Annotated in this window: 14 protein-coding genes; 5 read left to right on the top strand and 9 right to left on the bottom strand. The window is 58.7% G+C overall.

What is annotated here, in order from left to right; translation table 11 throughout:
- Position 1: 1 nt before the first annotated feature.
- The 7 genes from OEU85_RS16825 to OEU85_RS16795 all read right to left on the bottom strand — a co-directional run bounded on the left by OEU85_RS16825 (position 2) and on the right by OEU85_RS16795 (position 7906).
- On the bottom strand, positions 2–1015 hold the full coding sequence (locus tag OEU85_RS16825) for an alpha/beta hydrolase (RefSeq protein WP_262692690.1): 1014 nt from the start codon (positions 1013–1015) through the stop codon (positions 2–4).
- Between the two features lie 11 nt (positions 1016–1026).
- A complete protein-coding gene (locus OEU85_RS16820; protein ID WP_262692689.1) occupies positions 1027–2592 on the bottom strand; it encodes a carboxylesterase/lipase family protein in 1566 nt (521 codons plus the stop codon).
- A gap of 44 nt (positions 2593–2636) precedes the next feature.
- A complete protein-coding gene (locus OEU85_RS16815; RefSeq protein WP_262692688.1) occupies positions 2637–3647 on the bottom strand; it encodes a sugar kinase in 1011 nt (336 codons plus the stop codon).
- An 11-nt stretch (positions 3648–3658) separates the two neighbouring features.
- On the bottom strand, positions 3659–4417 hold the full coding sequence (gene kduD / locus OEU85_RS16810; RefSeq protein WP_262692687.1) for a 2-dehydro-3-deoxy-D-gluconate 5-dehydrogenase KduD: 759 nt from the start codon (positions 4415–4417) through the stop codon (positions 3659–3661).
- An 11-nt stretch (positions 4418–4428) separates the two neighbouring features.
- The gene (gene kduI / locus OEU85_RS16805) at positions 4429–5271 is read right to left on the bottom strand and encodes a 5-dehydro-4-deoxy-D-glucuronate isomerase (RefSeq protein WP_262692686.1); all 843 of its coding nucleotides are present in this window, start codon (positions 5269–5271) and stop codon (positions 4429–4431) included.
- A 126-nt stretch (positions 5272–5397) separates the two neighbouring features.
- Complete coding sequence (locus OEU85_RS16800) at positions 5398–6414, bottom strand: LacI family DNA-binding transcriptional regulator (protein ID WP_262692685.1); 1017 nt, start codon at positions 6412–6414, stop codon at positions 5398–5400.
- Between the two features lie 121 nt (positions 6415–6535).
- Positions 6536–7906 carry a pectate lyase family protein gene (locus OEU85_RS16795; protein WP_262692684.1) on the bottom strand — a complete coding sequence of 457 codons (1371 nt, stop codon included), beginning with the start codon at positions 7904–7906 and terminating at the stop codon, positions 6536–6538.
- 217 nt (positions 7907–8123) lie between these two features.
- On the opposite strand from OEU85_RS16795, the gene OEU85_RS16790 reads away from it, so the two are divergent.
- From OEU85_RS16790 to OEU85_RS16770, 5 genes are read left to right on the top strand one after another with little or no spacing between them, the layout of a single operon-like run.
- On the top strand, positions 8124–8963 hold the full coding sequence (locus tag OEU85_RS16790) for a 2-keto-4-pentenoate hydratase (RefSeq protein ID WP_262692683.1): 840 nt from the start codon (positions 8124–8126) through the stop codon (positions 8961–8963).
- A gap of 17 nt (positions 8964–8980) precedes the next feature.
- On the top strand, positions 8981–9973 hold the full coding sequence (locus OEU85_RS16785) for a TRAP transporter substrate-binding protein (RefSeq protein WP_262692682.1): 993 nt from the start codon (positions 8981–8983) through the stop codon (positions 9971–9973).
- Positions 9974–10029: 56 nt separating this feature from the next.
- Positions 10030–10539, top strand: coding sequence for a TRAP transporter small permease (locus tag OEU85_RS16780; protein ID WP_262692681.1), 510 nt, complete (start codon positions 10030–10032; stop codon positions 10537–10539).
- Complete coding sequence (locus tag OEU85_RS16775; RefSeq protein WP_262692680.1) at positions 10529–11809, top strand: TRAP transporter large permease; 1281 nt, start codon at positions 10529–10531, stop codon at positions 11807–11809. Before OEU85_RS16780 ends, OEU85_RS16775 begins: the two co-directional genes overlap by 11 nt.
- Before the next feature lies 1 nt (position 11810).
- Positions 11811–12680, top strand: a complete 870-nt coding sequence (locus OEU85_RS16770) for a PmoA family protein (RefSeq protein WP_262692679.1) — start codon at positions 11811–11813, stop codon at positions 12678–12680.
- Between the two features lie 233 nt (positions 12681–12913).
- Here OEU85_RS16770 and OEU85_RS16765 read toward each other — a convergent pair whose 3' ends face one another.
- Both OEU85_RS16765 and OEU85_RS16760 read right to left on the bottom strand, forming a co-directional pair.
- Complete coding sequence (locus OEU85_RS16765) at positions 12914–14578, bottom strand: family 43 glycosylhydrolase (protein ID WP_262692678.1); 1665 nt, start codon at positions 14576–14578, stop codon at positions 12914–12916.
- 107 nt (positions 14579–14685) lie between these two features.
- Positions 14686–17466, bottom strand: a complete 2781-nt coding sequence (locus OEU85_RS16760) for a TonB-dependent receptor (protein ID WP_262692677.1) — start codon at positions 17464–17466, stop codon at positions 14686–14688.
- Positions 17467–17633 lie beyond the last annotated feature (167 nt).

Here is a 17633-nt window from a genome sequence, read left to right as displayed (position 1 = left end):
GCTAGTAGCGGTTCGCGAACCGCACCGCCTGCGCGAAGTTGAGAAACAGGTCGAGCCAGCCTTCAACCGGCTTGCCCACCGCTTTCCTCAGGCCAAATCCGTGCCCACCGTGGGCGAACAGGTGGGTTTCCACGAGCGTGCCTTTGGCCTTGAGCGCCGCGCGCAGGAGGACCGCGTTCTCCGCGGGTACCACATCGTCATCTTCCGCGTGCAGAATGAAGAAAGGCGGCGCCCCGACCGGCACATTCATGTGTGGTGAGTGCGCGGCCTCAAACGCAGCATCGGCATCCGCGCCGACCAGCTTCTCACGCGAACCAGGGTGCGCGTTGGGCGCTGACATAGAAATCACCGGATAGATGGGTGCAGCTAGGAAAGGCCGGGCCGAAAGCTCATCCGCCGCATCCATGGGGTCATAGACCTTGGAGTCATAGCGTGTACCAAGGTCCGCGCACAGATGACCGCCAGCCGAGAAGCCCATGGCCGCCACGCGCTCGGGGTCAATGCCGTAGTCCTGCGCACGCGCGCGAATGAGCCGCATGGCGCGCTGCGCGTCGACGAGCGGTGTGTTGGCACCGTCTTTCCAGCCTTCGTGGGGCAGACGGTAGAAGAGCACAAAAACCGTATAGCCCTGCGCGCTCAGGCGCCGCCCAACCTCATAGCCCTCCTTGTCAACCACCACCCATTTGTAACCGCCACCCGGGGTGATCATCACTGCGGCACCGTTGGGCTTACGTGGCCGGAATACCGCCATTCGGGGGCGGGTGATGCCGTAGACCGCACGATCGGTCACCAGCCGGTCCTTGCTGCGCTCGATCACTGTTTCGGTGATGCCCGGGCTTTCGCCCCCCGGCAGGCCATTTGGCCACAGGTCAATCGTCTCGTCGGGTTGCGGCAGGCCCGGTGGCAGGTCGCCGTCCTTCACATGGGGCGGCAGGGTTTGGGCATGTGCGGCGGCAAGGGGAGCGAGAACGACTGCAAGGCTGCCCATCAGGATTGATCTGCGATCGGCGTTCATGACTAAGGCTCCTAACTGCCGGGCTGGATATAGGGCGCGCGGGCAAACAGCTCGCGCTGCCACTTGCGCGGGTCATTGACCGCGCGGGTGTGGGCATCAAACACCATGGTGGCGCGGGCGGGCAGCCTATAGCTGGGCCACTCGGTCATGCCCGCATGATTGGGGTTGCCGTCACGCGCGAGCGCAATGAAGGCGTCCATCATCTTCTCGCTCACCGCGCGCGCATCTGCGCCCGTGCCGGTCCGCGACCCTTCGGCCCCAAGTGTGCCGAACACAAGCGGGATATCATGGGTGTGGAAGGCACCCCGGCGCGGCTCAAGGGGTGATGGGAAATCAAGCTGGTAAACCCATGTATCTTTGGCACCCGCTGCCGCACGGGCGTCTGCTTCAATCACCTGCCCCGGCCAACTGCGACCTGCTGTTGTCGCAGCATAAAAAACCTGCTCGGCGCTATAGCCCGGGAAATGGTCGCGATACTGCGCCACCACCCAGTCAGGCGGCAGGTCGATCTTCAGTTCAGGCCCTAACCGCGCGGCGATATTATCCCAGTTGAGGCCACGCACCTTGTCGCCGTCCGGCCTGATGAAGGCGCGGGTTTCATCGTGCGTGTTGCCAAGGATCATGGGAATAGCGGTCGATTGCGGGTTTGCGTCCGGCCAAAAGGGGTGGCGCACGAGCCATTTCATGTCGAGGGTCGGGCCAAAATATACACTCTTGCCGAGGATCGGGTCAGTGGCGTGCAGGGCTTCAACGAGCGCATCGGTCGGCAAGGTCAGGAGCTTTTCCACATCGCCATCACCAAGGCCCAGCGCGGCCATATAAGCGCGGGTGCGGGTGGTGCCGTTCATGGCACCCTGGGCCGTGACCTGCTGGCCGCTCATGGTCGCGGCAGAGTGGAACAGCCCTTTGGCGGCGGGCATGCCCATAAGCGTCGCAATCTTGGCACCACCACCCGACTGGCCGAACACCATCACGCGCGAAGCGTCGCCACCAAAGGCTGCGATGTTGCGTTTGATCCACTGAAGCGCGAGGATAAGATCAAGCTGCCCCACATTGCCGCTGTCAGCAAAACGTGCATCCAGACCCGCAAGATATAGATAGCCAAAAGCATTGAGGCGGTGATTGACGGTCACGACCACCACGTCGCCACGGGCGGCAAGATGGCGACCGTCATTCAAAGGGTCGGTTACACTACCGGTGGAATAAGCCCCGCCATGGAAATAGACCATGACCGGGCGCTTGGCCTTGGCGTCCAAGCCCGGTGTCCAGACATTGAGGAACAGGCAATCTTCTGTTTCAGCTGCGTAACGATCCCCACGCTGCGGGCATACAGAACCGAATGAGAGCGCGTCACGCACCCCAGGCCATGCCTTTGCAGGCATAGGGGCCTGAAAGCGCGTGCTCTGCGTATCCTCGCCGTAGCGAATGCCCCGAAAAACGGATAGACCGCCCTCGAGCGTACCCCGCAGACGACCTTCAGTGGTCGCAACAATGGGGTCGCTTTTGGCACTCACGGGTGCGGCGGCCAGTGCGAGTGTAGCGGCGGTGCCAGCCAGCATGGTGCGGCGGTTGATCATGGTGCATCCCTCCCAAAATGCGGTGAATTCAAAACTGTGACGCTCTAGCGGCGAACGTCAGAGATACCTTCCTTGAATGCTTCAATGTCACCGGTGGTGAACATGCCCGCGTCCCCCGGCAGGCTGTGTTTGAGGCAGGCAAGCGCGAGGCCCATCTCTGCCGTATCTTCAAGTGACGCGCCTATCAGCACACCGTGCAGCACGCCGGCGGCAAAAGCGTCGCCGGTGCCGATACGGTCCACAATGCCGGAGACGACGACCTCATCCGTCTGGGCAAAATGATCAGGCAGGTCAACGCGGGCGGCGATACGGTGATGGTCGGCATCGTCAATATGGCGTGCGGTTGATGCCATCAAGCTCAGGTTCGGGAAAGCGTCAAAAGCGGCTTCCGCCGCCGCGCGGCGGAGCGCCGGGCCTTCGCCGGAGAATTCGCGGTCCAGCAGCAATGACATATCGCGGTGATTACCGATGAAAATATCGGTCAATCCCACCAGCACATTCAGCACTTCGCGCGGGTTACTGTCCCACGCTTCCCAAAGCCGGGCGCGGTAGTTGCCGTCAAAGGAAATCTTGATGCCGTTTGCGCGCGCATATTCCGCGGCTGCAATCGCGGCCTTGGCGGCACCGGATCCGAGGGCCGGTGTGATGCCGGAGAGGTGCAAATGGCTGCAACCGTCAAGAAGTGCGGGCCAATCCCAGCTCTCGGGCGCCGCGGCCGCGAAGCTTGAGCCTGCGCGGTCGTAAATGACCTCAGAAGCGCGCAGGCCCGCCCCGGGGGTAAGAAAGTAGAGGCCCATACGGCCAGGCAGGCCGAGCACGGTCGAACAGTCAGTGCCGTGTTTCTGGACCTCACCAACCACGGCGCGGCCGAGCGAACTGCCCGGCACCGCGCTGATCATGCGGGTTTTGTGCCCAAGATGCGCAAGACCGATCGCGACATTGGCTTCCGCGCCGCCCACGAAAGCGTCCAGGGACGGGGACTGCAGCAGAAGCTGCCGCCCCGGCGTGGAGAGGCGCATGAGCAGTTCACCAAAAAATGCGATACGACCGGCCATGGCTAATGCTCCTAGCGTGCAAGCCATCCGCCATCAACCGGGATGACAGCGCCGTGCACATAGGCACCGGCTTCAGACGACAGGAACACCGCAGCGCCCGCCAGATCAGATGGCTTGCCCCAGCGGCCCGCCGGGATGCGGCCAAGGATTTCCGCGTTGCGTTTTTCGTCCGCCCGCAGGGCTTTGGTGTTATTGGTGGCAAAATAACCGGGTGCGATGGCGTTCACATTGATGCCCTTCGCCGCCCATTCGTTCGCCAGCAGTTTCGTCAGCCCCGCGACACCGCTTTTGGATGCGGTGTAGGACGCCACACGTATTCCGCCCTGGAAGGAGAGCATGGAGGCGATATTGATGATGCTGCCGCCCTTGCCCACGCCGGTTACGTGGCGCGCGAAGGCCTGGGAGAGGAAAAACGCGGTTTTGAGGTTGACGTTCATCACCGTGTCCCACTCAGCTTCCGTGAAGTCAAGCGCGTCATTACGCATGATGGTGCCCGCGTTGTTCACCAGGATATCGACGGTGCCGAATTCCTTGACGGCGGCGTCCACCACATCGCCAGAGACACCGGCGTTCCCTAGGTCAGCCTTGATGAAATGGAACTTGCGGCCCAGCGCTTCAACGTCGGCTTTGGTGTCATCCGGCGTGCTACGACCCACGGCGGCAATGTCAGCACCGGCCTGCGCAAGCCCCACCGCGAGCGCCTGTCCAAGGCCGGTGTTGGCGCCGGTTACCAGCGCCACCTTACCCGTCAGATCAAACAATGTGCTCATGGTCATCGCCCCTATTTCAGCTGGCAGATGTCAAGTACATGCATGTCGGTGTAATCGAGGTTTTCACCGCCCATCGCCCAGATAAAAGCATAGTTCTGCGTGCCCGACCCCATATGGATCGACCAAGGCGGGGAGATAACAGCTTCCTCATTCTCCACCACGATATGACGTGCCTTGTCAGGCTCGCCCATAAAGTGGAATACACGGTCCTCGCCCGAAAGATCGAAGTAAAAATAAATCTCCGACCGGCGGTCATGCAGGTGCGGCGGCATGGTGTTCCACACACTGCCGGTATTGAGGATGGTGAGACCAAGAAGCAACTGGCAGGATTTGCAGGTGTCTGGCACGATATACTGGTAGATCGTGCGCTCGTTCGACGTCTCCAGGGAGCCACGCTCAAGCGGGACCGCCTTGTCGATAGAGATTTTCACGATATCAAAACGGGTGTGCGCAGGGGTGGATGCGAGATAGAATTTTGCCGGGTTGCTTTTGTCGGTGCTTTCAAACACTACATCCTTCGACCCCATCGGAATATAAAGCCCGTCACGCGGCGCCATGTCATAGGCTTTACCGTCAACGGTGATGCGGCCCGCGCCGCCGCCCACATTGACAGCGCCCAGTTCACGGCGCTCAAGGAAGGGCTTGCCCGCAACCGGCTCGGTTTGCTCAGGCAGCTTCACTGCTTTCGAAACAGGTGCCGCACCACCGATGACAAATCGCTCATTGTGCGAATAATTGAGGCTGACCTCATCCGCCTTGAACATGCCGGTCACAAGGTAGCGTTCCCTGAGTTCATCATTGCTGGCGCCGTCCATCATCACCGGATGGGTCGCCTGATACGTCTTTTCAAACATGCTCTTCTCCTTTGATCTTTTGCGCTTGTGCTCGCGCTCCCAGTCGGCTTGTCCCGAAAAAGGTAACCGGTGTCATTTTGTGGAAACATATATCGTCAGTGCATGGGGTGCAAATGAATTCTCAGCTTATTTTGCCAGTTTGGCCGTTGATTCCCGTACCACTATTTTGGGCATGAAACTGATAGGCTCTGTCGGCTTCGGCGCGTCAGGCGGTGCCAGCAACATCTCTGCCGCAGACTTGCCCATCTCGCGGATCGGCAATTGCACGGTGGTGAGTGTCGGGGAGATGCGCGAGGCAATCGGCGTATCATCAAAACCGACGACAGAAATGTCATACGGCACCCTGAGCTTCATCTCGCGCGCGGCTTGATAAATACCCAGCGCCATTTCATCGTTACCGGCAAAAATGGCCGTCGGGCGGTCTGGCTTGGCGAGCAGAAGCCGTGCACATTCCACCCCCGAATCGAAGGTGTAGCCCCCCTCAACAACCATATCCGGGGCGAGCGTGAGGTCATGTTCCGCAAGACCCAGCTCAAACCCGCGCAGTCGCTCATGCGAGGAACGGAACATGTCGGGCCCGCGGATATGGGCGATACGCGTATGACCAAGCTTGGCGATATGACGCGCGGCTTGCGCTGCACCCTCGGCGTCATGCGTCCAGATCATGCGGTCCGGTTCATCCAGCACTACCGAGGCAATGCGCACATAAGGACAGTTCACCGAGCGCAACAGTTCGGTGACTTTTTCATCCTCGGATACCGATGGCGGCAGAATGGCGCCAAACAGGCGCTGCTGCTCAAGAAACGCCTGCATGGCTTCATAAAAGCGCGGAGCATTCCTGTCACAGGGGCGCACCACCAGTTGGAAGGAGGTGTCCTCAAGCGTGTCAAGGATGCCACGCTGCATGTTCACCACATACTGCGGGCTGGGGTTGTCGTAGATCATCGCGACAAGGAAGGAGCGGCGGAACGCAAGCGCCCGCGCCTGCAAATCCGGCGAGAAGTCATGCTCCGCGATGATCGCCTTGATACGCTCCCGCGTTTCAGATCGTACACGCGGCGATTCGTTAATCACCCGCGACACGGTCTTCTTCGATACATTCGCAAGCCTGGCGATGTCGTTGATCGTCAGTTTGGTTTTCACTGTTTACCTTCCCCTAGTTCGCCGCGGCGCGAACGCCGCGACAGGCCCATCCCAGCCCTTCTTTAATTTCCGGGAGCTTAGTGCGCACATCCGCGCGACACCAGCCCCTAATTTTCCGCTCCTAAGTGCCCTTGGCCTTGGAGCCGCTATCGAGCGCCTCAGCGGAACGCGGTGTCATGTCCTGCAGGTTCCACAGCTCAGCGTCGAACGTACGATGGGTTTCCTTCATCTGCGGATAACCGCCCACTTCCTGCTCGCTGTCGATGATTTCACCGCGACCTTCGGCAACATCGGCGAGGATGCGGGTGTCATTATAATCGCGGTCCCACGGACGTGCGCCCACGGTTGCCAGTACCCATGTCTCCACCTCACCAGACGATTTGGCCTTAAGGCCTGCAGGCCAATCAAGCGGCTTTTTCGCCTTTAAGACCTTGCCACCGCCAACGGTATAGTGACCGACTTCCTGAATAGGCTCGCCAATACGGTCAACGGCCACATTGTCCTTGCTGTAGTAGTCAAGGTCGCCCACACCGCCGATCATCAGAAAGGAAGAAGGCGTTGGTGTATCAGGCCCCGCGCGCAGCACGTTACCGACAGCCGTGAGATGGCCGTTCACCGGCGCAACCTTGCCCCACTCAAGCCCCTGAAGGTTATAGTGGATGCCGCGCTGGCCCGGGTTGTAGATGAAATTGTTCACCACCGCACCGCGCACACCACCCTTGAAAAGCGGATTGCGCTCATAGTTGTGTGCATAAAGGTTCGCGTATATCAGAATGTCGCTGACGTTATCGTGGATCAGCGAGCCCTTGGAGTGCTCCCCCTTCGCATGAGTAGAATGCGACAACCCTTCAGCGACGAGATTATGGCTGAAGGTGATCTTGTGTGACGTGCCTTTGTGCCAGTCTTCCAGACTGTCCCCTGTGAATCGGGGCCCGGAAGCCGACATGTTTTCGTCAGTCGCCCAAGTCAGCGAGCAATGGTCAACAATCACATTATAGGCCCCCGCCGTCGTTGTGACGGCGTCAATGTCGTGGCCGCTGCGTTTGGCATGGCCGCCTTCGCCAGGGCGAATGCGCAGGTGTTGCAGAACCACATCATGGGTTGCGATGGTCAACCCGCCTCGGATGATCGTAATGCCCGGCGACGGTGCCGTCTGGCCCGCAATGGTTACAAAAGGTGATGTGATCTTGAATTCCGTCGCGCCGAGGTCGATCACCCCGCCAACTTCAAACACCACAATGCGTGGTCCCGCCGCGCCAAGCGCCGCCACCAGGGAACCTGGACCATCGGCCTTCAGGTTTGTAACCTTGATAATCTTGCCACCACGGCCACCTGGCGTGTGTTTTGCCCATCCTTCCGCGCCCGGGAAGGCAAGCATGGCCGATGCCTGCTCATTCGCAAATACAGCGGAAAACGGGCCCGCGAGGCCAAATGCGCCCAAAATACAGACCGCGACAAGCGTCCGCATAAACGATATAGGTCGCAACTTCATAGAATTTCTCCCCTTTTTCGTCCCGCTTGATTTGATCTTCGGGACGTAAACTAAAAACAGGAACCAATAACATTTGCAAATGACACCGGTTTCCTATAGCGTTTCTCCTGCCTCGTGGGAAGCGAGGAATATGACCTTGCGTATAGCTTAACCAAAAAATGACACCGGTTACCATAGTTTTTATTCAGATTGTGTTTGTGGGGACAGGGAAGACCATATGAACAGTATCAAACACCCATCCGCGGGTGGCATTGCCCGCGCTTTTGTATCAGCACGCGCCAAAGGGTCGGCGCTAGCGGACTTTCCTGGCGCCGTTCCGGCAGACCTGACCGAAGCCTACAAAATTCAGGATGCCGCCATCGACTTGTGGCAGGATGCAATTGGCGGCTGGAAAGTGGGCCGTATCGGCGAACCGCTGGCGCGCGAATTTGGTGTCGACCGGCTGGCAGGCCCCATCTTCAAGCGCCACATCTGGCACGCGGACGCAGAGGCCACCACCTTCCCTATTTTCGATGGCGGCTTTGGTGCCGTCGAGGCCGAGTTTGTGCTGGAGATTGGCGCGGATACTCCGGCCGATAAAACCACATGGAGCAGGGAAGAAGCGCGTGCCGCCGTCTCCGCCGTTTATACCGGTGTGGAGATCGCCAGCAGCCCGCTTGCCATCATCAACCAGCTTGGGCCGCGGGTCATCGTGTCAGACTTCGGCAACAATGCGAGCCTGATTGTCGGCCCTGAACTTCAAGGCTGGCAAACCCGCACGTTTGAAGACTGGCGGGCCGAAACCTACATCGAAGACAAAAGCATTGCCACCGGCAACGCGGGCGGCCTCCCCGGCGGACCGTTCGAATCGGTGCGTTTCCTTCTGGAGTTGTCAGCAAGACGCGGCATGCCACTCAAAGCTGGATGCCTCGTCTCCAGCGGTGCAATTACCGGCGTGCATGATATCCTGCCCGGCCAGCACTCGCGTATCAGTTTTGGTAAAGATGGTGACATTTTCTGCTCAGCCGTCAAAGGTGGTCCGGAGCGTGAAGCCTTCCCGGATGCCTTCACCGCGTGAAAGGAGACCGTGTCACCATGTTGAACAGACGTCATTTGCTCACAAGCCTTGCCGCCACCGCAGCCCTGCCAGCCTTCTCCGGCCTTGCACGTGCCGCAGCCGTGGAACAAACCCTTCGCGTTGCGGAAGTGCATGTGCATGACTTCCCGACCGTCAAGGCAATGCAATGGATGAACGGCGAGCTGATGCAGGCCTTCAGGGGCCGCCTTGGCATGACCGTGTATCATTCGGGGCAACTGGGCCGTGAGAAAGACACCCTCCAGCTTGCCCGCGTTGGTGCGCTGGCCTGTACACGGGTGCACAGCTCGGCGCTCAATAACGCGGTGCCGGCAACGCGGATATTGTCGCTGCCTTATGTGTTTGATTCGACCGAACATATGCGCCGGGTATTTGATGGCCCGGTGGGTGAAGAGATCCTCGCCGCCTGTCGCGCCATCGGCCTTATTGGCCTCGCGATTTACGATTCCGGCTCGCGGAATTTTTATAACACCCGGCACCCGATCGAGACGCCCGAGGACCTGCATGGCCTCAAGCTGAGGGTGCCGCAATCTGACATCTTTATCGAAACCGTGGCCGCGCTGGGCGCAAACCCGACACCCCTTTCTTATGGCGAGGTATTCTCCAGCCTGCAAACGCATCTGATTGACGGCGCGGAGAACAACTGGCCCAGCTTCCAGACCAGCCAACAATACAAGATTGCCAATTACTGGTCCGAAACAGAGCACTCCTTCGCGCCGGATATTTTGCTGATGTCGAAGAAGGTTGCAGACGCGTTGGGCGCGGAGGAGAGCGGCTTCATGATTGAGGCCGCCAAACGTTCTGTACCGGTCATGCGCCAGCACTGGGACGCAGCAGTTGGCAAGTCCCGGGAGATTGTTCTGGCCGCCGGCGCCAAAGTGAACGCTGTCGACAAGGGCGCTTTCCGCAAAGCCAACGAGCCACTTCTGGACAGGTACCTGAGGGACCCGGAAATTCGCCGGCTATATGACGCAATTCGTGCACAGGCCTGAGGCTGATTGTGCGCTGCCTGGCAACGGGCATGACGACAACCCCTGGGGAGGGATGAATGACCGATAGTGACGGGCTGGAGCACGGCCCCTTCAGAATACTGGCGCTGCTGGCGCTGATAGGCTCCTGCAGTTCCCTTGTGGCATTGGTACTGGTGGAAGTCTGGCAGGTGATTGGCCGCTATGCGCTCAATGATTCGCCAAGCTGGACCGAACCGGTAGCACTTTTGATGCTTAAATTCGCCCTGATGCTAGGCGCTGCCGTCGGCATCCGGAGTGAGGCACATTTTCGCTTCCTCTTGCTGGTAGAGGCTGCAAACGAGGTCTGGCGGCCCCGCCTTGAAGCCATTGCGCGCATTGTGTGCGCCTTCATTGGCATCATCCTCACCATCTGGTCGGCCATCATGGCGGCAGAGACATGGGGCATCAAGGTTGCCGGGGCAGCCCTCCCGACCGGTATCTATTTCATCCCCTTCATGCTGGGGGGAGCCCTGATCTGCCTTTTTGCCATTGAACGTTTTTTCCTGCCTGCAACGGCGCCGAGCACGGAGCAGCCCCATGGCCATTAGCATCCTGTTTTTTGTCTTTCTCGTGTTGTTGCTCCTTGGTGTGCCAGTTGCCTTCGCGCTCGCAAGTGCGTCATTTGCCACGGTGCTTTACCTTGGTTTGCCAGCGCATGTATTTGTGATTGAAACCGTGGCCGGAACCGACAGCTCAACGCTCATCGCCATCCCGCTCTTTATCTTCGCCGGGCAACTGATGATGTCCGGCGGCATTTCCGCCAAGCTGATTTCTCTGGCTACGGCCTTTGTCGGTCATATCCGCGGCGGGCTGGGGCAGGTCAATGTACTGTCGTGCCTCTTTTTTGGCGGTGTATCGGGCTCCGCGCTGGCGGACGTGTCTGCCGTAGGCGGTGCCATGATCCCGCAGATGGTCAAACGCGGCTACGACCGCGACTATGCCGTCAATGTGACTGTGGCGTCCGCGCTAGTCGCACTGCTGGTACCACCATCGCATAACCTTATTCTCTATTCTGCTTCAGCCGGTGGCTCAATCTCGATCGCCGACCTGTTTGCAGCCGGTATCATCCCGGCGTTGATGCTAATGTCTGCGGTAATGATCACCGCCTATATCATCGCCCGCAAGCGCGGTTATGAAACGGCAAAATTCCCGGGTCTGCGGGAACTCGCCATTCGTTTCATCGCTGCCCTTCCGGGTCTGTTGCTCATCTTTGTGATCTTTGGTGGTATCCGCGCCGGTATTTTCACCGCTGTGGAAAGTGCGTCTGTCGCGGTGCTGTATGCGCTGGCGGTTACCGCACTTCTCTACCGCGACTTGCCGTGGTCCGAATTTTTTGCCGCGTGCATGCGCGCTGCACGCATGAGCGGAGTGATCCTTTTTGTCATCAGCTCCGCTGCAGCCTTTGGCTGGCTCATGGCCTATATGGAGGTGCCCACCAAGGCGGTTGAAGCCATCAGCGCGCTAACAGACAGCCCGCTTGGTATCCTGATCCTGATCAACATCGCACTTTTGATCCTGGGTACTTTCATGGACATGGCCCCGCTGATCATTATCTGCACGCCGATTTTCCTGCCTATCGCAAAAGCCTTCGGCATCGACCCCGTGCAGTTTGGCATAATCCTTGTGCTCAACGCAGGGATCGGGCTGATCACACCGCCCGTGGGGTCGGTGTTGTTTGTAGGCACCGCCATCGGCAAGATCAGCATCGCCCAGACACTCAAGACCCTGTGGCCGTTTTACCTCGCCGGACTGGCGGTGCTGATACTGGTGGCTTATGTGCCGATCATCTCACTATGGTTGCCGAATTTGCTGAAGTGATATGATGAAAACCCTGTCAACCCTCGCAGCCCTCATCCCGCTTTCCTTCCCTCTTGCATGCGAGAAGGAGGGAAAGGCCCCGCTCAATGTGATCGGCACCGAGAGCCATATCGACATCTCGGACAATAGGGGTCCTATCCTGCGGTACCAGATAAGCCCACCAAACAGGGCCGAACCGTGGCGTGCCAATTATTTGCATCCGCTGTTTGCGCCATCCGGCACCATCATCACCGAGAACGCACCCGCGGATCATATCCACCATCGGGGCATCTTCTGGTCCTGGCGCGGCCTGTTTATTGGGGGCGAAAGCGTGGGCGATGCCTGGGTGGGCGATCATATCACTTACGTACCGGTGGGCCGATCCTACGGCGATCGGTCGGACGGCAGCGTTGAGATCAATACCAGCACATTGTGGCGCACGGACGCCACCGACACGCCGACGGATTTCCTGCGCGAAGACACAACGGTGACCGTTGCCGCATCAGGTGACCGCCTGCACCTCCGCGTGGCGCTCACCGCCCTTGTACCGAATGTGAGCATTGCTGGCTCGGACAACGAAAAAGGGTATGGCGGCCTTTCGTTCCGCTTTGGCCGCGCCGACAAGATGGATATTGTCTCTGACGGCAACGCCCTAGTGGCCACGCCCGCCGCCCGCACGACCGGCGACGAAGTGGAATTTCATTTCCAGGCCCCACCACCCGGCTGGCCACACTCGATCACCATCGCATGCGAGGTTGACGGAAAACCATGGCACAGTTGGGTTTTGCGGCAGGAACAGAGCATGCAGAATTGTGCGTGGCCAGGCCGCACCCCATCGATGATTCCGGCAAACCGCCCTGTTGTATTGAGCGCCACGATCAGGGTTCAATAGAAAACTCTATCGGTGTAATTTGGATCGACCCGCCAAGGCCATGCCCCAGCGCTGTCGATCATCATCACCGGCATCTATGACGCGCGTTGGCTGCTGGAGCTTGAAGGCATCGCCGTGGACTGAAAAAAAGCCTGAAGCGGCTTGGAGGTCCACTTCAGGCAAAGGTTGAGAATCAGGACGGTGGTCGTCTGGAAGGGGTTCCGTCCTGCCCCGGGTAATAGGATCGTCAGCCGCTAATCGTCATACAGCGCCTCATACGTGAAATTAGCGAAGCGTGCCTCGCCCTCGCCTGCCGCGTAAAAGCCGGGCCTGAGGCTGAGAAAGTCATACGCCACATTATGGTGGTAGCCAGAGACTTCCATCTGCACATCGAACTTCCGCCAGCTTTTACCGGCGTCCTGACTGGTGTGGATGGTGAGGATATTCTGCCGGTTGGTCAGCCGGAAGCGAAGCGTGCGCACCAGCACCTCTGGCGCGCCGGGCTCACGCTGGCCCGGCACCGCGCCACGCCGACGCGGCAAGCCATATCGGTGCATCATCAGTCCATCCGGCCCAAGGCCAAGCCCGGCATAAAGTCGCTTGTTATAGAACAACAGCAACCCGGCCTCTGTCGCGCCGTCCACCGTAACATCCATCTCGATGCGGTAGGAATGATCGCCCGTTATGCAGGTGACGGGGGAGCAATTCGACGGCTCGGTGCCCTTGGCCTTCAGCATAAGTGCACGGTCGCCATAGCTGGCACGCTTCATCTCATCGGGCGCGGGGTCATAAAACGCCCACTGCAGGCCAAAACGGTTGCTGCTAAAATCATCGCTGAGCGGCTGGCCATGCGGTTGTGGACCTAAGTCTACTGGCTTGCCGATCGGCTGCGAGAGATCACCTCCCAGCGGGGTCGGCCAACCATCCTCAGTCCACTCAACTTGTTCCAGCAAGGCCTGACGACCAAGTGTCCAATAACCGTTTTCATAGCCGTGGTAGATCATCCACCAGCGCTCATCGGGGCCTTCGAAGAGTGTCGCATGCCCACGCGACCACCATTTCTCCGCCGCGCTTCCCGTGCGCAGGATAGGGTTTTGCGGTGCGTCTTCCCAAGGGCCATCAAGCGTTTCGGCGCGAGCCATAATGACCATATGCCCGGTTGGTGGCCCAGCGGTGCCGCCAACGGCGGTGACCATGTAGAAATAGTCCCCGCGTTTAACAATCTTGGGGCCTTCAGGCGCGAAAGTTTCCACTACCCAGTCTTCCGGATAGCGCCACGGGTCGTAGACATGTTCTACCTCCCCCGCAAGAGAAAGGCCATCCATGTTCAGTTTCACGCGGTCGCCGCCGGAGAGGAAAAGATACCGAGTGCCGTCGTCCGCCACCGCGTGGCCGGGGTCGATATGCTTGTGAAGCTTGAGGTCAATGGGCTCGGACCATGGACCCTCGATGGCATCCGCGTGAATAACATAAATTGAGCGATAGTCCGGGAAGCGTGCCGGGATGTAACAATAAAAACGCTCATCATGTTTAACCAGTTCTGGCGCCCAGACAGACCCGATGGGCGTCGTCAGCGCCGCTGTGACAGGCCGCCAGTTTACCAGATCGCGGCTGTGCCAGATAACGATGCCCGGATAACTGTCGAAACTCGAGAATGTCAGGTAATAGTCATCCCCGTCGCGCATGATGGTCGGGTCAGGGTGGTCGCCAGCAAAAACCGGGTTGAGAAAAGTGCCATCGCCAAGGTCTGCCTTGCGCTGTCCCTCAAAACCCCGGCCCCAACGCATGGCTGCGTATGGGTCCAGCGATGAGCTGGCGCGCGAGCCCTGCGCCAGCGCAGGCCCGCCAAAAGGCGCGGTCGCCATCATGGCAAGGGTGGAGGTTCCCAATAGGGTCTTGAGCAAATTCCGCCTGTTCATGTTTTCCCCCGAGGCTGTTTTATCCATAAAAATGGCCGGGACGCGGTCGCCGCCTCCCGGCCGTTTTTCCCCGGTGCACATACCGGGATAAGAGGTGGGAAGGCCCCTTACATCTGGTACCGCACACCAAACAGGATCACGCGACCATAGTGATTATACTCATAGTTACGGTCGACATAGAGATCGGTGAAACGGTCACGGTAATCGTCTGTCAGGTTGATGCCTTCAAGCGAGAGTTCGATATTATCCGTGAGCTGATAGCGAAGCGCGGCATCAACATTCATTGTGCTGTTGTAGCCTTCGAACCGGTTACCGGTCGCGCTGGTGCTGTCGATAAAGCCACTGCGGTAAGCAACCGACACACGCGCCGAGAATTTCTCGTCCTCATAATAGAGCGTGCCGTTCGCAGATGTTTTCGACAGACCAAACAGGCGCTCGGTGATCACTTCGCTGCCCAGCGCAGGGAAGGACGCCACCGTTGCATCCGTGCCCGGTGTGCCGACGGTATAATCAACATCGCTGTCCACAAGGGTCAGGTTGAGGATGGTACCAAAACGGCTCAGGATACCGGGCAGGAAGGTAAACGGTGTCTGCAAGGAGAATTCCGCGCCCTTGAGTTTGCCGCCCGGACCATCACCAGTGGTACGAAGTTCCCAAGGCCGCCCTTCAGGGTCAGCAGCGGCCGGTGACCCTGGTGGGATCAGGGACAACGGCAGCCCCGTCGAGGCATAAGTGCCCTGAAGGGTTGTGCTGATTGGGAAGCTTTTGATGTCTTTGGCAAAGAGCGCAACGGAGGCGATTGCCTGCTCCGCAAAATAATATTCGAACGAGACATCAAAGGTGGTCGCGCGGTAAGGGCTCAGGTTCGGGTTCCCGGAGGTCACACGATAGTTGAACCCGTCAACACTGCCGCCTGGTGTCAGGCTACCGAGGCTTGGCCGCGTGATAACCTTGGCAACGGCACCGCGGATCACAAAATCGTCGGTTGGCCAGATCGCGATATTCGCGGAGGGCAGCCAGTCATCATAGGTGCGGTCAACTTCTACTTCTGAACCGTTGTTCCAACCACGGGACAGTTGTTTGGTGTGCGCATACCGCACGCCACCGTTCATCGCCACGGTCATGCCGCCAACTTCTGTCTTTGCATTCAGCTCGACATAGCCACCTTTGACGGTTTCGACCACGCCCCGGTCCTCACCTTCGCGGAAAGCAGCTTCCCGGCCATAAAGGTTGATCAGGTCCGCAGCGGCGTCAATGTCGGGAATGATCCAACCCGTTGTGGTGCCACTTGGCTGCCCGGCGTCGCCGAGTTCAAAAAGTTGGGCGATACCGTCGGTCACCTGAAGGCCATAGGTGCCAGCGTCACAGGTAAAGGCCGAGCAATAGGTCGAGTCACGGCGGTAGCCAACCGTGTCAAAGTTGAAACGACGATACATAGCGCCTGTTTTCAGCTGCAGGCTGTCATTCATGTCCCATTCTGTGTTCACGGCAAGTGTCCGGAACTTATTGGTCAGGAACGAAGGACGGTCGCGGAATTCAGCGAACTGGAAAGCTGATGCATCGTCAATGCCCGGGCCAAATGACAGCGCCGGATGGTTAGAATCAGTATAGTCGTAGCTATAGTTTGTCGAATCGCGATCGTCAAAAATGATGGTGGTTTCAACCGGGATGTCCGCGTCTGACTGGGAAAGCCCGCCCAGAACTTCCACCCGGAAACTATCGGTTACATCCTGCTCAAGTCTGGCAGACAGCTGATAGAATTCGGTCTCGCTTTCACGGCGATAGGCTTCGGTCCGCACCCAGGCGTTATCCACTGTGGCGGAAACCATATTGCCATTGCTGTCCACCGAATAGCTGGTGACATCCATTGTACCTTCGTTACCGCGGAAGAGAACTTCACCCCAGCTTTCGGAACGTGTTTCCTTGAAGCGGGAATACAGGCCGTCAATGGTAAAGGTGGTGCGCTCGCTGGGCGCGAACTGAATCGACGCCGTCGCACCAAGGCGTTCGCGGTCATGGGCAATTTCGCCATAACGCGGGATACGTGGGTGGAAGGCAAGTGATGCTTCATCACAGCCGGTGCTGGACACATAGGCGCCGCTGTCATCAAAACAATCGACCCCTTCCACGGAATTAAACCGGGCCTGCTGCCAGCGTACGCTGTTGTTGCCCATCTCAAGCGTTTTATAGTCTGAATACGCGAGAGAAGCGGACAGGCCAAAAGTACGGTCCGGGTTTACCCATGAACCAAGGGTGGCAATACGCGGCGCAAGATCTTCACTCAGATCGTTATATTGGGCCTTGCCGGACACCACGAAAGAGAAGCCTTCTTTATAGGAGAGCGGGTTACCGGTGTTAAGGTCCACCACCGCACCGAGCGACCCTTCGTCAAGCGAGGGCTCAGCTGTTTTATGCACGACGATGGAATTGAAAAGCTCGCTCGCGAAAATATTGAAGTCGAACCCACGGTCCCGGTTTGCCGACGCGCCGTCTGTTGATGTCGCGATGGTCTCCATACCATTCAGGCGCACCCGGGTGAACTGGGCACCAAGGCCACGAACGGTAATCGCCCGGCCTTCGCCAGCATCACGTTCAATCGCAATGCCCGGTACACGCTGCAAAGCTTCCGCGAGGTTCTGGTCAGGAAACTTCGCAATGTCCTCGGCTACAATGGCATCAACCGCGGAGACGGTGTTTTTCTTAACATTCAGGGCCGCTTGAAGGCTGCTGCGATAGCCGGTGACAACAATTTCTTCAAGCGGGTCAGCCGTAACCGTGGCTTCATCTTGCGCCCAGACGCTTGCGGGAACCGCAGCGGCCAGAATGGCTGATGAGATGACAGTGCCCAGCAGGCGCGCCTGGCGCTGCCGGTATGTATTGGTGATCATTTTCTTAACCTCCCCAGGTTATAACGCCAACGACTCCCCGAGGAGCACTGACGCCAATTGTGAACCTTCCACTCTGAAAATCCAGATTTCACTTGCCTCTTCCCAAAGGCAGGACTTAATGACACCGGTGTCATTTACATTGATACCGGTGTCATTTCGTTTGTTAT

It is taken from the genome of Kordiimonas aestuarii, from assembly GCF_025574465.1.
Taxonomy (GTDB): Bacteria; Pseudomonadota; Alphaproteobacteria; order Sphingomonadales; family Kordiimonadaceae; genus Kordiimonas; species Kordiimonas aestuarii.
The sequence above is the reverse complement of the archived record's forward strand: the minus strand, read 5'-3'. Positions and strand labels throughout refer to the sequence as shown.

What these genes read in the sequence shown, in the direction of transcription:
- OEU85_RS16795 (WP_262692684.1), bottom strand. Translation starts at nt 7,906, where the DNA reads ATGAAGTTGCGACCTATATCGTTTATGCGGACGCTTGTCGCGGTCTGT.
- OEU85_RS16815 (WP_262692688.1), bottom strand. Translation starts at nt 3,647, where the DNA reads ATGGCCGGTCGTATCGCATTTTTTGGTGAACTGCTCATGCGCCTCTCC.
- OEU85_RS16785 (WP_262692682.1), top strand. Translation starts at nt 8,981, where the DNA reads ATGTTGAACAGACGTCATTTGCTCACAAGCCTTGCCGCCACCGCAGCC.
- kduI (WP_262692686.1), bottom strand. Translation starts at nt 5,271, where the DNA reads ATGTTTGAAAAGACGTATCAGGCGACCCATCCGGTGATGATGGACGGC.
- OEU85_RS16760 (WP_262692677.1), bottom strand. Translation starts at nt 17,466, where the DNA reads ATGATCACCAATACATACCGGCAGCGCCAGGCGCGCCTGCTGGGCACT.
- kduD (WP_262692687.1), bottom strand. Translation starts at nt 4,417, where the DNA reads ATGAGCACATTGTTTGATCTGACGGGTAAGGTGGCGCTGGTAACCGGC.
- OEU85_RS16825 (WP_262692690.1), bottom strand. Translation starts at nt 1,015, where the DNA reads ATGAACGCCGATCGCAGATCAATCCTGATGGGCAGCCTTGCAGTCGTT.
- OEU85_RS16770 (WP_262692679.1), top strand. Translation starts at nt 11,811, where the DNA reads ATGATGAAAACCCTGTCAACCCTCGCAGCCCTCATCCCGCTTTCCTTC.
- OEU85_RS16765 (WP_262692678.1), bottom strand. Translation starts at nt 14,578, where the DNA reads ATGAACAGGCGGAATTTGCTCAAGACCCTATTGGGAACCTCCACCCTT.
- OEU85_RS16790 (WP_262692683.1), top strand. Translation starts at nt 8,124, where the DNA reads ATGAACAGTATCAAACACCCATCCGCGGGTGGCATTGCCCGCGCTTTT.
- OEU85_RS16775 (WP_262692680.1), top strand. Translation starts at nt 10,529, where the DNA reads ATGGCCATTAGCATCCTGTTTTTTGTCTTTCTCGTGTTGTTGCTCCTT.
- OEU85_RS16820 (WP_262692689.1), bottom strand. Translation starts at nt 2,592, where the DNA reads ATGATCAACCGCCGCACCATGCTGGCTGGCACCGCCGCTACACTCGCA.
- OEU85_RS16780 (WP_262692681.1), top strand. Translation starts at nt 10,030, where the DNA reads ATGACCGATAGTGACGGGCTGGAGCACGGCCCCTTCAGAATACTGGCG.